The 17,304-nt window shown below is 59.8% G+C and carries 13 protein-coding genes; 3 read left to right on the top strand and 10 right to left on the bottom strand.

Annotation, left to right across the window (positions count from 1 at the left end):
- Positions 1–7: 7 nt before the first annotated feature.
- The 8 genes from FIU93_RS04770 to FIU93_RS04735 all read right to left on the bottom strand — a co-directional run bounded on the left by FIU93_RS04770 (position 8) and on the right by FIU93_RS04735 (position 8,938).
- A complete protein-coding gene (locus FIU93_RS04770; protein ID WP_152504957.1) occupies positions 8–1,606 on the bottom strand; it encodes a glycoside hydrolase family 43 protein in 1,599 nt (532 codons plus the stop codon).
- Positions 1,603–2,649 carry an L-glyceraldehyde 3-phosphate reductase gene (gene mgrA / locus FIU93_RS04765; RefSeq protein WP_022999286.1) on the bottom strand — a complete coding sequence of 349 codons (1,047 nt, stop codon included), beginning with the start codon at positions 2,647–2,649 and terminating at the stop codon, positions 1,603–1,605. The genes FIU93_RS04770 and mgrA overlap by 4 nt, the downstream gene beginning before the upstream one ends.
- An 11-nt stretch (positions 2,650–2,660) precedes the next feature.
- On the bottom strand, positions 2,661–3,782 hold the full coding sequence (locus FIU93_RS04760; protein WP_022999285.1) for a Gfo/Idh/MocA family oxidoreductase: 1,122 nt from the start codon (positions 3,780–3,782) through the stop codon (positions 2,661–2,663).
- Positions 3,783–3,791: 9 nt separating this feature from the next.
- Entirely contained in the window at positions 3,792–4,538 is a 747-nt protein-coding gene (locus FIU93_RS04755; RefSeq protein ID WP_075283403.1) for a sugar phosphate isomerase/epimerase, read from the bottom strand.
- 31 nt (positions 4,539–4,569) lie between these two features.
- Complete coding sequence (locus FIU93_RS04750) at positions 4,570–5,661, bottom strand: ABC transporter ATP-binding protein (RefSeq protein WP_022999283.1); 1,092 nt, start codon at positions 5,659–5,661, stop codon at positions 4,570–4,572.
- An 11-nt stretch (positions 5,662–5,672) separates the two neighbouring features.
- On the bottom strand, positions 5,673–6,557 hold the full coding sequence (locus tag FIU93_RS04745) for a carbohydrate ABC transporter permease (protein ID WP_031268755.1): 885 nt from the start codon (positions 6,555–6,557) through the stop codon (positions 5,673–5,675).
- A gap of 110 nt (positions 6,558–6,667) precedes the next feature.
- Entirely contained in the window at positions 6,668–7,558 is an 891-nt protein-coding gene (locus FIU93_RS04740) for a sugar ABC transporter permease (protein ID WP_055656892.1), read from the bottom strand.
- Positions 7,559–7,702: 144 nt separating this feature from the next.
- Positions 7,703–8,938 carry an ABC transporter substrate-binding protein gene (locus FIU93_RS04735; protein ID WP_022999280.1) on the bottom strand — a complete coding sequence of 412 codons (1,236 nt, stop codon included), beginning with the start codon at positions 8,936–8,938 and terminating at the stop codon, positions 7,703–7,705.
- 228 nt (positions 8,939–9,166) lie between these two features.
- Here FIU93_RS04735 and FIU93_RS04730 point away from each other — a divergent pair, with 228 nt between their 5' ends.
- The 3 genes from FIU93_RS04730 to FIU93_RS04720 all read left to right on the top strand — a co-directional run bounded on the left by FIU93_RS04730 (position 9,167) and on the right by FIU93_RS04720 (position 14,355).
- On the top strand, positions 9,167–10,201 hold the full coding sequence (locus tag FIU93_RS04730) for a LacI family DNA-binding transcriptional regulator (protein ID WP_055659226.1): 1,035 nt from the start codon (positions 9,167–9,169) through the stop codon (positions 10,199–10,201).
- Positions 10,202–10,705: 504 nt separating this feature from the next.
- Entirely contained in the window at positions 10,706–11,449 is a 744-nt protein-coding gene (locus FIU93_RS04725) for a substrate-binding domain-containing protein (RefSeq protein WP_286202405.1), read from the top strand.
- 14 nt (positions 11,450–11,463) lie between these two features.
- Positions 11,464–14,355, top strand: coding sequence for an EAL domain-containing protein (locus tag FIU93_RS04720; protein WP_286202437.1), 2,892 nt, complete (start codon positions 11,464–11,466; stop codon positions 14,353–14,355).
- Positions 14,356–14,405: 50 nt separating this feature from the next.
- Here the strand turns inward: FIU93_RS04720 and FIU93_RS04715 are convergent, their stop codons facing one another.
- Both FIU93_RS04715 and FIU93_RS04710 read right to left on the bottom strand, forming a co-directional pair.
- Positions 14,406–15,422 (bottom strand): 2Fe-2S iron-sulfur cluster-binding protein, encoded by a 1,017-nt coding sequence (locus FIU93_RS04715; protein ID WP_152504955.1) that lies wholly within the window; start codon positions 15,420–15,422, stop codon positions 14,406–14,408.
- Positions 15,423–15,484: 62 nt separating this feature from the next.
- Complete coding sequence (locus FIU93_RS04710; protein WP_286202404.1) at positions 15,485–17,272, bottom strand: ethylbenzene dehydrogenase-related protein; 1,788 nt, start codon at positions 17,270–17,272, stop codon at positions 15,485–15,487.
- Positions 17,273–17,304: the final 32 nt, after the last annotated feature.

Here is a 17,304-nt window from a genome sequence, read left to right as displayed (position 1 = left end):
TGTGAGCTCACGTGCCTTCCGGTGCGTATGAAAACCTGCTGAAATCGGCGGTCTTGCCTTGTCCGGTTATGTCGAAGGCCAGCATACCGACAAAGGCGCCGGTAAAGGAGCCGTGCTCACCGCGCCCGCCTTCATCCGAGATCACACTGGCATCGAGATCCGGTCCGAAAGGCGTCCAGTCGCGGCCTTGCTGGCGCCAGAAGAATTGCTGGCGGGCACCATCAACCTCAACGGCAAGCTCGACCGGTCCGCCGCCAAGCGCGACAGGGTCTGCCGGAAACGACATGCGTCCATCCGGCCAGTCGCCGGGGCAGGAAAGCAGCGTCAGGCAACGGCCGAGCTGTTCTGTCCAGCTCACGGCCAGAAAATGGAACTTGTGCCGGTTGTAATAGGTCGTCAGTCCGGCCGCCTGCTGGTAGGTCGTTGGCGCAAAATCGGTGAGCGTGGTTTCCACGCGGTAGCCGAGGTGCTCCTGGCGCCGGGCAACCAGCGACTGCTCGTACCAGCTGCCGATGCTTTCCCGCCCGGTCAGGCGCAGGGCCGTGCCCGTGAGGGAAAATAGCCGCTCCGGATAAGGCGTGCGCAGCCACTGGAACTCCGGCGGCAGGACTTCGCCAGAGAAAACGCGCTCCACCCGTTGAGGGGGGCGAGGTTCTGTCGCCGTCAGACCCGGCACCTCAACCTTCGGAACCATGCCGCCGTCTTCCAGGTAAAGCCAGCCGTCCTCCCGCCAGACGCATTTCTGGATCGCGGTCTCCCGTCCCAGAGGCGAGAACCGTCCGGGCAGGGGCCGGGAACACAGATGGGTGTGGTAGACGTCGCCATCCGGCGTTTCGACAATCTGGCCATGGCCTGCCCGTTGCAGCGGCGCGTCCGGATCGTCCTTGGCGGTGATGAGGTGGGTTTGCGGGTGAAGCTCGTACGGCCCGTCGATAGACCGTGACCGGGCCATGGTAACGGCGTGCCCGTAGCCGGTGCCGCCTTCGGCGACCGTCAGGTAGTACCAGCCGCCGCGCTTGTGAAGATGTGGACCTTCCGTCAGACCGTGCGGGCTTCCGGAAAAGATCTTGCGGATCTCGCCTTTCAGGCCTTCGGTTTCCGACCATTCCTGCAGCAGGATACCGTCGAAGGCCGGATGGCGCGGATGCCCGCCGACGGAATTTGAAATGTGGTTCCATTGCAGGACGAGGAACCATTTGTGGCCATCGTCGTCGTGAAACAGCGACGGATCGAACCCGTGTGAGCTGACGTAGATCGGGTCGCTCCACGGCCCATCGATGGAAGGGGCCGTGACGGTGTAGTTATGCGCGTCCTTGAAATTCCCATCCAGCCGTTTGACGTCCGTATAGACCAGCCAGAACCGTCCGTCCGCGTAGGAAAGACACGGTGCCCAGATGCCGCCGCTGTCCGGATTGCCGCGCATGTCGAGCTGGCTTGCCCGGCTGAGGGGCCGGCAGGCCAGATCCCAGTTGACCAGGTCTTTCGACCGGTGAATCTGGACGCCCGGATACCATTCGAAGGTCGAGGTGGCGATGAAATAGTCATCGCCCACACGGCAGATCGAGGGATCCGGGTTGAACCCCGGCAGGATGGGATTTCGGATCATTTCCGGCTGGGTCCTTTCCGTTCAGCCGAGGCCGCCCACAGGTTGATATCCGCCTCGCGGGTGGTTTCCTCGATCAGCTTCAGCTCCTCGTCGGAAAACTGGAGATTGGCGACAGCTCCGACGCAGTCCTTTACCTGGCTGCCCCGGCTCGCACCGATCAGGGCCGTTGTGACCCGGCCTTTGCGCAGTACCCAGGCAAGGGCCATCTGCGCCAGCGTCTGGCCGCGCTTTTCGGCAATGTCGTTGAGAGCCCGGATGGTGGCGAGGTTGTCTTCGCTCAGGAACTGGGTCTTCAGCGATTTGCCCTGGTTCGCCCGGCTGTCTTCCGGAATGCCCTTCAGATATTTGCTGGTCAGCATGCCCTGGGCCAGCGGCGAGAAGGCAATGGAACCGATGCCAAGGTCATCGAGCGTATCCAGAAGCCCGTCTTCCTCGACCCAGCGGTTGATCATGGAATAGCTCGGCTGATGGATCAGGCACGGTGTGCCCAGCTCCTTCAGGATGGCTGCGGCTTCCCGTGTCCGTTTGGAATTATAGGACGAGATGCCGACATAAAGCGCCCGTCCGGACCGCACGATGTGGTCGAGGGCCATCATGGTCTCTTCCAGCGGTGTGTCCGGGTCGAAGCGGTGCGAATAGAAGATATCGACATAGTCGAGGCCCATCCGCTTCAAGGACTGGTCGCAGGACGCGATCAGGTATTTGCGGCTGCCCCACTCACCATAAGGCCCGGGCCACATCTCATAACCGGCCTTGGACGAAATGATCATCTCGTCCCGGTAAGGTGCAAAATCCGTCCGCAGCAGTTCACCGAAGGCGGTTTCCGCCGAACCCGGCTTCGGGCCGTAATTGTTGGCAAGATCGAAATGGGTGATGCCGAGATCGAAGGCGGTCCGGGCAATCTCCCGTTTCTTGTCGAGCGGCGTGTCGTCGCCGAAATTGTGCCAAAGGCCGAGCGAGATCACCGGCAGTTTCAGGCCGGATTTCCCGCATCGGCGGTATTCCATGGTGTCGTAGCGCGTTTCCGCTGCTGTCCAGGTCATAGGCTATCCCGTTATACTAAAAGGCCTTTTGCCGCCTGCGGGTCCAGGGCTTCCGGGCGCTCGCAGGTGGTTTTGATGTCAATGAAAGTCCCACTCTCGCCTGAAGCGAGAATCGACGTCATCACATCGACAACATGCAGAGCAAATTCCAAAGAGCAACGGTGTGGCCGATTTTCCAGTATGGCGAGGGCCATATCGGCCAGGCCTGCCGTGCGGTAATTGGCGTGGCCGCGGTCGTTTGATTTGGAGAACGGATGGTTCCAGGCTTCCGACAGGGTCACGAAACTGCCCTTGTCCGTCATGCGCACTTCACCACCGAAGAAATTCGGATCCGGCACATGCAGCGTGCCGGAACGGCCGTAAAGCTCCATGTTGGAATGACCGTGCTGCCACACGTCCCAGCTGGCGCAATAGGTGATCTGGGCGCCGGACTGGAACTGCATCACCGCGTGGATGGTGGTCGGTGTTTCCACCTTGATCTTTTCACCGTTGCGCGGCTCGGAGGTGATGGTGCGATATTCAGATCCGGCGGAACTCATTGCACAGACCCGCTTCACCGGTCCAAGTAGCTGCACCAGGTTGGAAACGTAGTAAGGCCCGAGATCGAGGATCGGGCCACCACCCGCCTGGAAGAAGAAGTCCGGGTTCGGGTGCCACATTTCCATGCCCGGGCTCTGTACGAAACAGGTGCCTGACGTCACCTTGCCGATGGCGTCACTATCGATCAGGTGCCGGGCAAGCTGGTGTGCTCCGCCCAGGAAGGTGTCGGGGGCCGACCCGACCCTGAGGCCTTTTTCCTTCGCAATCGCGGCAAGGGATTCGCCCTCTTCTAGGCTGAGCACGAACGGTTTTTCCGAATAGACATGCTTGCCGGCTTCCAGCACGCGTCTGGAGACTTCGTAGTGAACGGCCGGAACCGTCAGGTTGACGATGATGTCGATATCGCTTGCCGCCAGCAGGCCGTCGACGGTTTCGGCTCTCAGGCCGAATTCCTCGGCACGTGCTTTTGCGGCAGCTTCATTGATGTCGGCGCAGGCGCGCACCTCGATGCCCTTGAAGAGCGGAGAGAGGCGCATGTAGGCGGCCGAAATGTTTCCGCATCCGAGGATGCCGATGCCAAGTGTCTTGCTCATGGGGTTACCTCAGTAGGTGCGGAAGGCCGCAACGGAGCGGGTGGCGAAACGGTCGAAGTCGGAAGGCTTGTCGTGTTCCATGACGAAGAGATCGACCCCGACGCCGCGAAGCGCCGACATGATGCCCTTCCAGTCCATGGTGCCCTGGCCGACGTCCGCCCAGCCGTCCTCGTCGGCACATTCGCCCTCTGGCGCGATGTCCTTCACGTGGGCCGTGGTGATGCGGCTGGCGTATTTCTCGATCCAGTCGAGCGGGTCCTGATTGCCGCGCACGATCCAGGCAATATCGGCTTCCCATTCGATGGAAGGGGCGGCCTCCATCAGGATGTCCATCGGCAGGCGGCCATCGGCGCAGGCATTGAATTCGAAATCGTGGTTATGCCAACCGAACCGCAGGCCGGCATCGCGGATCTTTTGACCGATGGCTTCCAGCCGCTCGGCGATGGACTGCCACATGGCCGCATCCGGAATGCGTTGCTCGGGCGGCACGGCGGGAACGAAGATCCGCTCCATGCCAAGGGTCTGGGCAGTGCTGATCACCTTGGCGAGGTCGTCTTCGAACTGCTCCATCGGAAAGAAATGTCCTGACGGCATCTTGAGGCCCTGGGCGTCGAGCATGTCGCGAAAGGCCGCCGGGTTCTCGTAGTTTCCACCGAACCCCTCGACCTGGGTATAGCCGAGATCCGCAAGCCGCTTGAGAACGCCGTCCCATGGGGTGAATTCGCGGGCTGAATAGAGCTGGAAAGAAATATCCATCTTGATTGTCCTGAAGTGGTTAAGGACCGGCCTAGAGCCGGGATTCCGAGGTTTTGTCGAAAAGATTGGCGCGGGCGGGATCGAACCCGACCGTGATTGCGTCGCCGTGCCGGATGTTCGCCTGGCCGTCCATGCGCACCCACAGCGTCTGGTCGCCGGTGGTAAAGCGGACAAGCGTGTCCGAACCGAGCGGCTCCACCAGTTCCACCTGCCCGTCCAACCGAACGAGCGCGGTGTCTGCTTCCGCACCGCTGACCATGTGTTCCGGACGGATGCCGAACCAGGCAGCGCCTGCGGCGGGTGGGCCGTTCTGGAAGGTGTATCCGTCAAGCGAGAAGGTCTTTCCGCCTGATGCGAACCGGTAGTTTCCGCCGGCTTCTTCCAGCTCTCCTTCAAAGAAATTCATGGTCGGCGAACCGATGAACTCGGCCACATACTTGTTGGCCGGCCGGTTGTAGATCTCGTTGGGGGAGGCCAGCTGCAGGATCTGGCCACCACGCATGATGGCAATCCGGTCGGCCAGCGTCATGGCCTCGATCTGGTCGTGGGTGACGTAGATCATGGTGTTGGACAGCTTCTGGTGCAGCTGCTTGATCTCGACCCGCAGGTCCGCCCGCAGCTTGGCATCCAGGTTCGACAGCGGTTCGTCGAACAGGAAAACATCGGCATCGCGCACCAGAGCCCGGCCGATGGCGGCACGCTGGCGCTGACCACCGGAAAGGGCGGCCGGCTTGCGGTTGAGCAGCGGTTCGATCTGCAGGACCTTTGCGGCCCGGTTTACCCGTTCCTGGATTTCCGCCTTGGGCAGGCCCGCGTTCTTCAGGCCGAAGCTCAGATTCCCGGCAACGGTCATCTGCGGGTAGAGCGCATAGGACTGGAACACCATGCCGATGCCGCGCTGGGAAGGCTCCTCCCAGGTCACGTTGCGCCCGCCGATGAAGATCTGCCCGCCGGTCACGTCCAGCAGCCCGGCAATGCAATTCAAAAGGGTTGATTTTCCGCAGCCCGAAGAGCCGAGCAGCACGAGAAATTCACCCTGGCCGACATCGAGGTTGAGATCCTTCAGAACGTCCAGGCTTCCGAAACTCAGGGAAAGGTTATTGATGGAGATACTTGGTTCCATGGGTCGTCTCGTTAGCCTTTCACCGCACCGGCGGCGATGCCGCGCACGAAGAGTTTTCCGGAGATGAAGTAGATGGTGAGGGGAACGAGGCCGGTCAGAATGGTCGCGGCCATGTTGACGTTGTATTCCTTCACCCCTTGCGTGGAATTGACGATGTTGTTGAGCTGCACCGTCATCGGATAAAGGTCCGGCTTGGTGTAGATCACGCCGAACAGGAAATCGTTCCAGATACCGGTCACCTGCAGGATCATGGCGACAACGAAGATCGGCAGGCTCATCGGCACCATGATCTGGAAGTAGATCGCCCAGAATCCGGCCCCGTCCACGCGCGCCGCCTTGAACAGTTCCTGCGGCACGGAGGCGAAATAGTTGCGGAACAGCAGCGTCAGGATCGGCATGCCGAAGATTGTGTGCACGATCACCAGCCCGGTCAGGCTGCCGTAAAGGCCGATTTCCCGCAGCATGATCACGATCGGATAGATCATCACCTGGTAGGGAATGAAGGCCCCGACGATCAGGATCGTGAAGAAGGTTTCCGAGCCCTTGAAGCGCCAGTTGGCAAGCGCATATCCGTTTACCGAGGCAATCGCGATCGACAGGATTACGGACGGGATCAGGATCTTGACCGAATTGAAGAAGCCGCGTGACAGGCCATCGCAGTTGAGGCCGGTGCAGGCTTCCGCCCAGGCCTTCACCCAGGGCTGGAAGGTGATCTCCACGGGCGGTGAGAAGATGTTGCCAAGCCGGATCTCCGGCATGCCTTTCAGCGAGGTGACGATCATTACGTAGAGCGGCAACAGGTAATAGAGGCAGACGACGATCAGCGTGCCGTAAATCAGTATGTTCCTGCGGGACAGCGCCTTGCGCGGCTTGCGGCCGGCGGGGCCTTCGACCATCCGGCTGCCGGATGGCGTGCCGTCGCCGTGGCGGAGTGCCCGGTCGGGGCCGGCTTCGGCCGGGCCGGCATCGTATTTCATCGAGCCATTGAGGAGGTGGGGCGTCTTGGTCATTTGCGCTTGCCTCCGAATTCGAGATAGGCCCAGGGAACGACGATGATGACGACCGTCAGCAGCATCATGGTGGAAGCGGCAAAGCCCTGGCCGAGGTTCTGCGACAGGAACATGGCGTCATAGACGTATTTGGCCGGAACTTCGGAAGAGATGCCGGGCCCCCCGCCGGTCTGGGCGACGACCAGGTCGTAGACTTTGATGATGCCGGAGGCGATCAGCACGATTGCGGTGATGAAGATGCCGCGCATCATCGGAATGACGATGAACAGATAGGTCTTCCACATCGGGATGCCGTCGATCTTGGCGGCCTTCCAGATGTCCTCGTCAATCCCCCGAAGACCCGCCAGCATCAGGCACATGATCAGCCCGGTTCCCTGCCAAAGGCCGGCGATGAGGATGCCATAGATGACGATCTCGGGATTGTAGAGCGGGTCGAAATTGAAACTCTCCCAGCCGAGACTGCGCACCACGTGCTGGATGCCGAAATCGGGATTGAGAATCCACTGCCAGGCAAGACCCGTGACGATGAAGCTGAGCGCGAAGGGATAGAGCAGGATTGTTCTGAACGTGTCCTCGAACCGGATCTTCTGGTCGAGCAGGGCCGCCAGCATGAAGCCGATCAGCAGCGAGAAAATCAGCGAGAAAGCTCCGTAGATGGCCAGGTTCTCGATGGAGATCAGCCACTTGCTACTGCTCCACAGCCGGTCGTACTGGGCAAGACCGACGAATTTCTCACGCGGCAGGAGCTTGGAGTTGGTGAAGGAATAAAGAACCGTCCAGGCGGTTCCGCCGATGAAGACCACCACGGCGGTGATGATCATCGGAACCGCGGCCACCTTGGCGCTGATGTTCCGATGCCACCTCGCGGGGCGCGTAGCTGCGGCCATGCCGAAAACTTCCTTGTCGAGACGTCCAGGGTGATGTCGGGCGTTCCCTGCGCGCCGGAGCGCGCAGGGCTGGAGGACGCCGCCTGGCCGCTGTCCCGGTAAAGTTGGGACCGTGCGGCGCGGGCGGCGGGCCTTTTTCCGCTGTTAGTCGGCGTTGCCGACGATCGACGCGAACATCGACTGTGCGTCTTCAGCGGTCATGGACGGGTTGTTGAAGAACTCGACGAAGAGGTCGTTCACCTGAGTCAGGCTGTCGGCAGACATCAGCTGGTCCGGAGACTGGATGACATTGCCTTTGGCCAGGATGTCGAGGCCCTTCTTCATGCAGTCGTTTGCAGCCGCCAGATCGACGTCGCCACGCACTGGCAGCGAGCCTTTCTTCAGGTTGAAGGCAACCTGGGCTTCCGGGGAAAGCATGACCTTTGCCAGTTCGCCCTGGGCTTCGGTGATGGCCGGGTCGTCCACTTTCGGGAAGTAGAACGCGTCGCCACCGGTCATGATGACCTCGTTGACGCCAAGGCCGGGCAGGCAGGTGTAGTCCTCGCCGGCAACCTGGTTGGCGACCTGGAACTCACCCTGCGCCCAGTCACCCATGATCTGGCCTGCGGCCTTGCCGGTGATGACCATGGTGGTGGCATCGTTCCAGCCCTGGACGTTGGAGTCCTTGGACATGTCGCGAGCAGTCGCGGCGGCCTGGAAGACCTTTGCCATTTCCTCACTGCCGGCAAGCTCTGCATCCTTCTCGCCGAAGATCTTCGTATAGGCCTCAGGTCCTGCGAGCGCGGTGAGAAGCACCTGGAACGCCAGTGTCGTCTGCCAGGGCTGCTGCCCCATGGCCAGCGGCACGATGCCTGCCTCCTGAAGCTTGGGTGCTGCGGCAGCGTATTCGTCCCAGTTGGTCGGAACCGCCAGGCCGTTGTCCTCGAACACCTTGTTGTTCAGCCAGAGCCACTGCTGCGAATGAATGTTGACCGGAACGCAATAGATGCGGCCATCCAGCGTGCAGCTGTCGAGCAGGCTGGAGGGGTGGATGACTTCTTTCCAGTTACCTTCCTCTGCAATGTCCGTGAGGTCGCGCATCAGGCCGGCTTCCACCAGTTCCTCTGCCTGGCGGCCATGGTTGAACTGTGTTGCGCCCATCGGATCGCCGCCGGTGATACGGCTGATCATGATCGGGCGGGCAGTGCCGCCGGAACCGGCAATCGCACCGTCAACCCACTTGTTGCCGGTCGCGTCGAATGCCTTTGCGAATTCGGCAACCGCAGCCGCTTCGCCGCCTGAAGTCCACCAGTGGGTAACTTCCAGGTCGGTCGCATTCGCGGCCGTTGCTGCACAAAGGGCGGTCGTTGCTGCAAAAACTGCACGTAGTGCTTTCATCATTTCCTCCCATCGAACGTGAACTGTCCGATTGTCCTCACCATGCGGCCTCCACCGCATTTTGTAATCGATTACATTTTATTGTATGCTATATGTAATCGATTACATTCATCATTCTCGGGAAACGGTCTTGTGTCAACCCGGAATGTCGGATCAGACAGTTTCGAGGACGAACCCGCCGTCATGGCGGCAGGCGCCCAGGCTCAAAAAAGAGAAATACCGGAGAAGGCCTTGGCCCAGAAAATAGCACGAATTCAAGATGTTGCCAAAGAGGCGGGCGTATCGACCGCAACAGTCAGCCGGGCGCTGAGCAATCCTGAACTTTTGACAGAGGCAACCCGCGACATCGTCTTCGCGGCGATCCGCTCTACCGGTTACCGGGTCAACCGTGCAGCGCGTAACCTGCGCACCCAGCAGGCCGGAGCCATCCTGGTTCTGGTGCCAAACCTCGGCAATCCGTTCTTTTCCCAGATCCTGGCCGGGATAAGTGCATCCTTCGGCAACCGTGACTATTCGGTCCTGATCGCCGATACCAAGGACCATGCGACCAGTGGCAAACACGTGGTCGACTACTTTCTGGACGCCCAGATCGACGGCATGATCTGTCTGGACGGAGCGATCTCCCACCAGGAATTGCAGCTGTTCGAAGACAACGGCGTCTCCGGCAAGATCGTATTTGCGTGTGAATGGGCGCACGACGTGGCGTTGCCTTCCGTGCGCAGTGACAACGTTCGCGGGGCGCAACTGGCCGTTCGGCACCTGTATGACCTTGGCCATCGCAAGATTGCCCATATCACAGGTCCGCAGGAAAATGTTCTGACGCATGCCCGGCGCGAAGGCATGCTGGCCGAACGTGCAAGGCTGGAGCTGCCTGCCCGTGAGGAATGGATCATCCGGGGCGACTTTTCCCTGGAATCCGGCCGGATGGCCGGTGAGAGGATCCTGGCGATGAATGATCGGCCAACGGCGGTTTTCTGTGCGTCTGACCAGGTTGCCTTCGGGCTGATCTCGACCCTGACCGCAAACGGTGTCCGCGTTCCGGAGGATATTTCCGTTGTCGGGTTCGATGATATCGAGCTGTCGGAGTTTTATGTCCCTGCACTTACAACCATTCGGCAGGACCGGCGAGCGCTTGGTGCCAGGGCAGTTTCCCTTCTGCTGGATTGTATTGACGTTGCGCACACCAAGCCAGACGTCGTGATGGAACCGGTAATGGTTGATGTAGAGCTGGTAGTGAGGGCCAGCGCCGTGCCGCCGGTTTGTTGATTGGCAGCCCTGTTGCCCACCGCTTGTGGGGTCGAAAATCGAGCCCGCAAGGTTCAGGCAGGCATGCGGTTGTATTTCTGCAGGCTTCGCGAATTCGATGTAGGCGTCGATCAGCAGTGAATCTAGCCTGCAGCATAAATCATGCAACTTAACGTCGGTGTGAAAAGAAAATCTAAGGTTGAATCGAATACATCTTTCTTGCTCGCAGTCAGGTCATGTGTACCTGTCAATTTATTGGGTGAACGAATTTGCTAAGTCGGTAAATTGTTCCTACTAGGCAAATATTGCCTAAAACCGATTTCAGTTTAATTTCGGCGTTATTTTATTTTTATTTCCAAGATCAAATTAGACTACATATTTATTGTAATTTATCGCGGTGGTTTAGCGTTTAGTTAACTTGAATATGTCACTCTAGATAGTACCGTCAATTTTTGGGTGATAAAAATGCGTAGTTTGGCTTTTGCCTTGGCATTGTCCCTTTGCACTTTTTTCTTACACACTGACGTGTCGTCGGCACAGGGCCCGCTGAAAGTCGTGGGTACCGGTGACGGCCTTGAAATGCTTCAGGAAATTGGTGCGGGCTTTGTCGAAAATCGTCCCGATATCAATCTTGAAATTCCACCGAGCATTGGCTCGGGCGGCGGTATCGCTGCCGTCAGCTCCGGCACGGAGCGCCTGGGTCGGGTCGCGCGTCCCTTGAAGGACAGCGAGGTGGAATATGGCCTCGTTTACCTGCCGATTGCAAAAATCCCCAGCGCAATCTTCACGCATCCGTCCACCGGTATCAAATCTTTGACGAGCGACGAACTGGTCAAGCTGTATACCGGTGAAATAGCCAACTGGTCTGAACTGGGCGGTGCCGATCTGCGTGTTCGCCTCGTCCGCCGTGAAGATGCGGACAGCACCTTGCAGGTTTTGAAATCGTCGATGCCGGGCTGGGCGGAAATGGAGTTCTCGCCGCGCTCGAAAACGGCCCTTACCACCCAGGAAGCGATTTCCAGCGCGCGCGAAGTCGAAGGCGCGATTGCTTTCGGTCCTTATTCGAAGCCGCTTGAAGACGGACTGTCGGTGCTCAAGATCGACGGCCACCATCCGACCGAGCCGGGGTATCCGAGTTCCGTGACCCTCGCCTTGATCTACAAGGAAGGCACGCTGGACGAGGAGATGAAGGCCTTCATCGACTACGCCCAGTCGGATCAGGCTCACACATTGATCAGTAACTACGGTGGCGTACCCGTCGGTAGATAACCCAATTGGTCCACATGATCCGTCACTCGTCCCTTCTCTGGCATTATACATACGGCGCTGTTTTCACGGCGGTGTGTGCATTTGCCGGTCTTATCGGACTGGTGGCTTTCCAGCTTGAAGACAGCATGCAGCGTCAGGAGGCCGAGCTTCTGGAGCTTTCCCGCGCGCGTCTTGTGGAAACCCTGTCCGCCGACGTGAAGCTTGCCGGGACCCGAATGGAGTTCCTGTTTCAGGACAGGCTTCGGCGCATAAATGCGTTGTCGGAGAGGGTGGATACCGCCAAGGCCGTTGAGTCACGCAATGTCGTGGCCATGTCGGAACTGCTTGGCCCGGCGGCGAAACTGGCGGATGTGGACGGCATCGTTGTTCTGGATGAGGAAGGCCATGTGATCGGCGCCTCCTCCTATTCTGCGGACCTCGTCGAACTGGGGTCCAAGATGCAGGGTCTGAGCTTCTTCAACGAGGTCGCCAAGTCGCTGAAAGACAGCTTTCCGGGAGAGAAGCTGACCTATTCCGGCGTCTTGCCCAAATCCGAAACGGGTGTGTTCGTGCCGGGCGATCGGGTCAATGAAGTGTCTCAGATCGCGTTTGTCCCGGTTTTCGATGATTTCGGCTATGTGATCGGTGGACTTGTGGCGCAACGTTGGCTGCGGCCGGAAGAGCCACTCCTGGCGGATCTGGCAAAAATCAATTCCTTCGAAATGGCGATCGTTTTCGACGGCCAGATCATTTCCACGGCGAATTTCACCGGAAACTATTCGGATCTCACCCGCTCGAAGGAAACGCCGAACATCACCCTGGACGGTGGGCATGTCATCGAATGTGGTGTCCCGGTCGTTCCCATGACTGTCTGTGCGCTGACGCCTATCGCGGCGCTGACCGAAATCCAGAACAAACTGACCCGCATCGGCACCGAAGAAGAAGCCAAGCTGCTCCGGCGGCTGTTCCTGTTCGGACTGATCGCGCTGGTGGCTTTTGCTGCAGTCGCCTTTCTCATGTCGCGGCAGATTACCCGGCCGCTGACCAAGATCACGCGCGTATTGACCGGCATTGCAGCGGGCGACTTCGAAAGCAAGGTGGTTGGAACCGAGCGGCTGGACGAAGTCGGTGACATCGCCAGATCGGTCGTTTCCTTGCAGCGATCCGTCAAGGAACGCGACGCCTTGCGCGAACGCGTGCACGAAAAGAACTCCATCCTGCGCTCTCAGGAAGCCCAGTTGCGCGAGCAGAACGTCCTCTTTGATGCTGCTCTCAACAACATGTCGCACGGTCTGTGCATGTTCGACGTCGATGGCAGGTTGATTGTTTCGAACCAGCGCTACGCCGAATTGTTCGAAGTCGAGCCGGGCAGGATAAAGTCGGGTATGACGGCTGCTCAGCTCGCAACGCTGCAGAAAGTTGATGCCGTTGAAACCGGTGACATGGCTCTGCACGATTCCCGGATGGGAGATCACAGGTATTCAGGTGGCTCGCAAAGCACCGAAATGGTGAAGATCCGCTCGGGCCGTATCGTCCTGACCACCCGCCAGCCGCTGGCGGAAGGCGGCTGGGTGGCGATATCCGAAGACATCACCGAACGGCAGGAAGCTCGTGACCGGCTGGCGTTCCTGGCGCGTCACGACCTTCTGACACAGCTGCCGAACCGCATCGAATTCCGGGATCAGCTGGACATGCTGTTGAACCAGCAACTGGTCAAGGGGGGCGAGTTTGCCATTCTGTGCCTCGATCTGGACGAGTTCAAAACGGTCAACGACAGCCTTGGGCACCCGATTGGCGACGAGCTTTTGCGGCAGGTCGCGGAGCGTCTGCGCGCCCTCATCGGCCGAAAGGACGTTGTCGTCCGCCTGGGCGGCGACGAATTTGCGATCCTCACCGGTCTGCCCTGCAGGCTTGCTGATGTCGAGGAACTGGCGCAGTCGGTCATCTGGGAAATTTCCCAGCCGTTCCAGATCACGGATCATGAACTCGTAATCGGCGTCAGCATCGGCATCACAATTGCCCGGGCCGACGGCACCGCAGGCGACGAACTGTTCAAGCAGGCAGACCTTGCGCTCTACCGGGCCAAGGAAGATGGCCGCAATACCTACCGCTTCTTTGAAAAGGACATGGGCACGGCCGTGAACGACCGGAGAGAGCTCATAACCGATCTCAGAACCGCGGTAGCCAATGGCGAACTGGAGCTTTATTTCCAGCCGCAATACACGCTCGTGGACGACCGGGTGTCCGGCTTCGAGGCGCTGGTGCGCTGGAACCACCCGACACGGGGCATGGTTTCTCCGGCGGATTTCATTCCGCTTGCCGAAGATACCGGCCTGATCACCCAGCTGGGCGAATGGGTGTTGAAGGAAGCGTGCCGTATCGCGTCCAATTGGCCGGACCACCTCAGGATCGCGGTCAACCTGTCACCCCGGCAGCTGCGTGGCCATGCATTTGGTCCGGTGCTGATCGATGCCCTGACGCAAACGGGTCTCAAGGCCGACCGTCTTGAGCTGGAAGTGACCGAAAGCGTGCTTCTGACCGATTCCGAAGACGTTCTGGATTCGCTGCACCAGGCCAAGTCGCTGGGCGTGAAGGTGTCCATGGACGATTTCGGAACCGGCTATTCCTCGCTCAGTTACCTGCGCCGGTTCCCGTTCGACAAGATCAAGATCGACCAGTCCTTCGTCCGGTCGATGGCCTATTCGGACGACTCCATTTCCATCGTGAAAGCGGTCATCGAACTCGCCAACAATCTCAACATGACCACCACCGCCGAAGGTGTGGAGACCAAGCAGCTTCTCGACATGCTGACCGAAATCGGCTGCACGGAAGCGCAGGGCTACTATCTGGGCAGACCCATGCCTGTCGCCAGCACCGAAGAGCTGATCTATGCCGGCGAACGCACGCTCACGACTGCTGCGCAATAGTCTGGCAACACCCACTCACGTTCAGGAGGGGCTGGAGTAGCGCTCCGGCTTCAACCGGCGGAAGCCGAGGTAAAGGGAGCGGATGCCTTTCGGATAAGGTTTCCAGCAAGGGCCAGCAGGCCGCTCTCTTCTTCCGCCACAAAAAACGGATCGGCGTAGAAGGTTGCCCCTGCGCCAAGCGCTATCTCCCGCATGGCGTCGACATGTGACGGCGCACCGGCCGAATAGACGACGTGATCGGGCGTAAGTTGTCCGACCAGTTCATGCGGGCGCGCCTTGCGCACCGTCTCGTCGTCGCCATCGCCTGCCGTCAGGGTAATCGGAATGCCCCGGCCTTGCAGCCAGCGAACCGCGTCGCGCATGTAGATACCGTCCCGGGTTCTCGACCCGGCAATGATGCGGATTTCACGGCCGGTCTGGCCCAGGCTTGCGGCAACGGCGATCGACCAGATCGGTGCAAATCCGGTGCCGGTCGATGTGAGCAGGATCGGGTTCTGCTGCCGCCGCAAAAACGCATTGCCGAACGGGCCACGCAGCTTGACGGCATGTCCCTTGGCAATTTCCGTGCCCAGCTTCGACGATACGATGCTGTCCGGGTAGACCTTGATGTGAAACACGAGGACATTCTCTTCCGCATCCAGGTTGAGCGGGGTTGTCGGGCTGTAGTCGCGCGGCGGATATCCTGCAAAGGTCGCGCGCAGATACTGCCCTGGCAGCCAAGGCACCGGCCGTACCGTCTTGACCCGAACTTCCAGGTATCCGTCCTTGATCGGCCGAATGCTCTCCACCGTTCCCTTTGTGGTCTTCACCAGCGGCACCGGGTCATAGGCGATCTCGGCATCACCTTCCAGAACGGAAAGGCATCCGAGCACGGTGTCCTTTTCCCGGGTGCCCATGTCGTCGATCTGCCCGCTCAAAACGCGAACCCGGCAGGTTTCGCATTGGCCGGAACAGCAGTCGTGCGGGATGACGAGGCGTCCGCCGAGCCCGGCGTCGATCAGCGTGTCGCCGACATTGGCCTTGATGGCCTTCCCGTTGATGGTGACCGTACAGGTGCTTTTCGACATGGGTGATTACATCCGTTGAAAGAAACGTCCGGAAAAGACAGGAAAGGCGGGAAGGGCAGGCCTCAATTGAAGGTCAGCCGCACGGGACGGGAATGGCGGGTGTGGCGGGTCTGGTTGTGGTCAAACGCCGAGACCCACATGAAGAGACCATCCGTCATGGCAAGGTCCTGGCTCTGGCCGGTGTCCATGTTCCGGACAACTTCAAGTGTCCAGTGGCCGTCGTGCCACCTGGATCCACCCAGCAGATCTGCCCGGCTGCCGGAATATTCACCCTGGATGAGAACCCCCGGAATGACCGTTCCGACCGGGATTTCCGCGTCCTTTTCCGGCGAGTACGGCACGCTTTCGTTTTCAAACATCCACCACTGAGCCCCCTCGTCTTCGCTCACTTCGGTGGACAGATCGATGGTGCCCATCAACGACGTCATTTTCTTGTGGTCGATCGGAAGCCGGTGCACGCCGACCGTCCCATGATAATGGGTCACGGGATCGCCGATGTAATTGTAGACGTAGAATGCCTTGCCTTCGTCGGGATTGTAGCCGGCGCTGTAGCGGCTCTTGCCGGCAGCCTGGGCCTCGTTCGGTTCCACGGGTGTTGCGAAGTGCATGTCGTCGACGCGTCCCAGCATGCCGCCGCGCGCTGCTTTCCATTGCCACACGTCCACCAGGCTGCCGTCAGTCGTATAGTGCAGGCCGCGGTAGTTGAAGGCACCTGGTTTGTCACTCAGAGGCTTCGGGCCCATGTGGGTGGCGCCACCGCCACCAAAGGTGTCGGTGGTGGAAAAGGCAACAGAGAACTTGTCCTCGTAATAGGCGGTCTCGTCGGAAATGTCGGCCCGGTTGTTCAGCATGTGCCAGCCGTCTTCACGCTTGATCAGCGGATGCCGCTTCAGCGACCGGTTCTTGTCTTCCCAGCGGAAGGCAAACGCGATCTTGTCTCCCACCTGGACGGCACGTACTTCGACGGTGGATTCTCCCGTTCCGTCCAGGTTCGAGCCTTGCTGTGTCCGGATGAAAACAGGAGTGGCGTCCTGCCAGACCGGATCGTCCAGCGTGCCGTCCAGCTCCGGCAGGGTGGTGCCCTTGGCAACGACAAGACTGTCGCGTGTGCCGAAATCGAGGCTGACGGCGCCAACAAGCACGATTGCGCCCAGGGCAGTCGCCAGGGCCAGCGGGTGACGGCTCATGCCCGGGAAGCGGCGCAGCGCCTGCGGACGGAACAGCCGCAGCAACTGGGCAACGCCGCCATAGCAATAATGCAGCACCACATGGGCAACGATATAGACCAGCACCACGAGGGCGGCCGTGTAATGCACCGTCACCCAGATGCCACCATGACCGATATAAAGCAGGACGCCCGTCGCCGACAGGGTGAGCACTGCCCCGAACAGGATCCAGTAGGCGATGACGTTGACCGCGGCCAGGCGCAGCTTGGTGCTGGCAGGAAGCGTCAGCACAACGATCTTCTTGGAGGAAATGCGCCGTTTCAGGCGGCCAAGCGTCATATAGGCCGCATAGGCAAAGATAACCGCCAGAACGAATATCGCCGACACATAGTGCCAGGTCCAGATTTCACCCTGTGGCAGGATCGGTTCGAAAAGTTTGGAGAACCAGGCGTGTTCCGCATCCGCCGACAGGCGCATGCCGGTCAGCAGGCTGGTGACGATCGCGATAACCAGCGTCCAGTGCAGGAGGATCGTGCCGATGTCGCTGCGTACCGGAGGGCTGCGGTCCTCGGGTCTTTTCGCCGCGCTATCCGCGCCATTGGCGTGCCGGCCTGTTTGGGATTTCTTGGATGAATTGGACGATGAAGGCAGTTCCAGGGCGTGATCAGTCACTTGGTCCGTCAACTTTTCCTCCAAGGCCGCCAGCAATGCGACCG

The organism is Labrenzia sp. THAF35, assembly GCF_009363595.1.
In the GTDB taxonomy this organism is placed as follows: domain Bacteria; phylum Pseudomonadota; class Alphaproteobacteria; order Rhizobiales; family Stappiaceae; genus Roseibium; species Roseibium algicola.
This window is presented reverse-complemented; position numbering and strand designations above follow the sequence as displayed.

What these genes read in the sequence shown, in the direction of transcription:
- FIU93_RS04720 (WP_286202437.1), top strand. Translation starts at nt 11,464, where the DNA reads ATGATCCGTCACTCGTCCCTTCTCTGGCATTATACATACGGCGCTGTT.
- FIU93_RS04755 (WP_075283403.1), bottom strand. Translation starts at nt 4,538, where the DNA reads ATGGATATTTCTTTCCAGCTCTATTCAGCCCGCGAATTCACCCCATGG.
- FIU93_RS04750 (WP_022999283.1), bottom strand. Translation starts at nt 5,661, where the DNA reads ATGGAACCAAGTATCTCCATCAATAACCTTTCCCTGAGTTTCGGAAGC.
- mgrA (WP_022999286.1), bottom strand. Translation starts at nt 2,649, where the DNA reads ATGACCTGGACAGCAGCGGAAACGCGCTACGACACCATGGAATACCGC.
- FIU93_RS04770 (WP_152504957.1), bottom strand. Translation starts at nt 1,606, where the DNA reads ATGATCCGAAATCCCATCCTGCCGGGGTTCAACCCGGATCCCTCGATC.
- FIU93_RS04745 (WP_031268755.1), bottom strand. Translation starts at nt 6,557, where the DNA reads ATGGTCGAAGGCCCCGCCGGCCGCAAGCCGCGCAAGGCGCTGTCCCGC.
- FIU93_RS04715 (WP_152504955.1), bottom strand. Translation starts at nt 15,422, where the DNA reads ATGTCGAAAAGCACCTGTACGGTCACCATCAACGGGAAGGCCATCAAG.
- FIU93_RS04740 (WP_055656892.1), bottom strand. Translation starts at nt 7,558, where the DNA reads ATGGCCGCAGCTACGCGCCCCGCGAGGTGGCATCGGAACATCAGCGCC.
- FIU93_RS04735 (WP_022999280.1), bottom strand. Translation starts at nt 8,938, where the DNA reads ATGATGAAAGCACTACGTGCAGTTTTTGCAGCAACGACCGCCCTTTGT.
- FIU93_RS04760 (WP_022999285.1), bottom strand. Translation starts at nt 3,782, where the DNA reads ATGAGCAAGACACTTGGCATCGGCATCCTCGGATGCGGAAACATTTCG.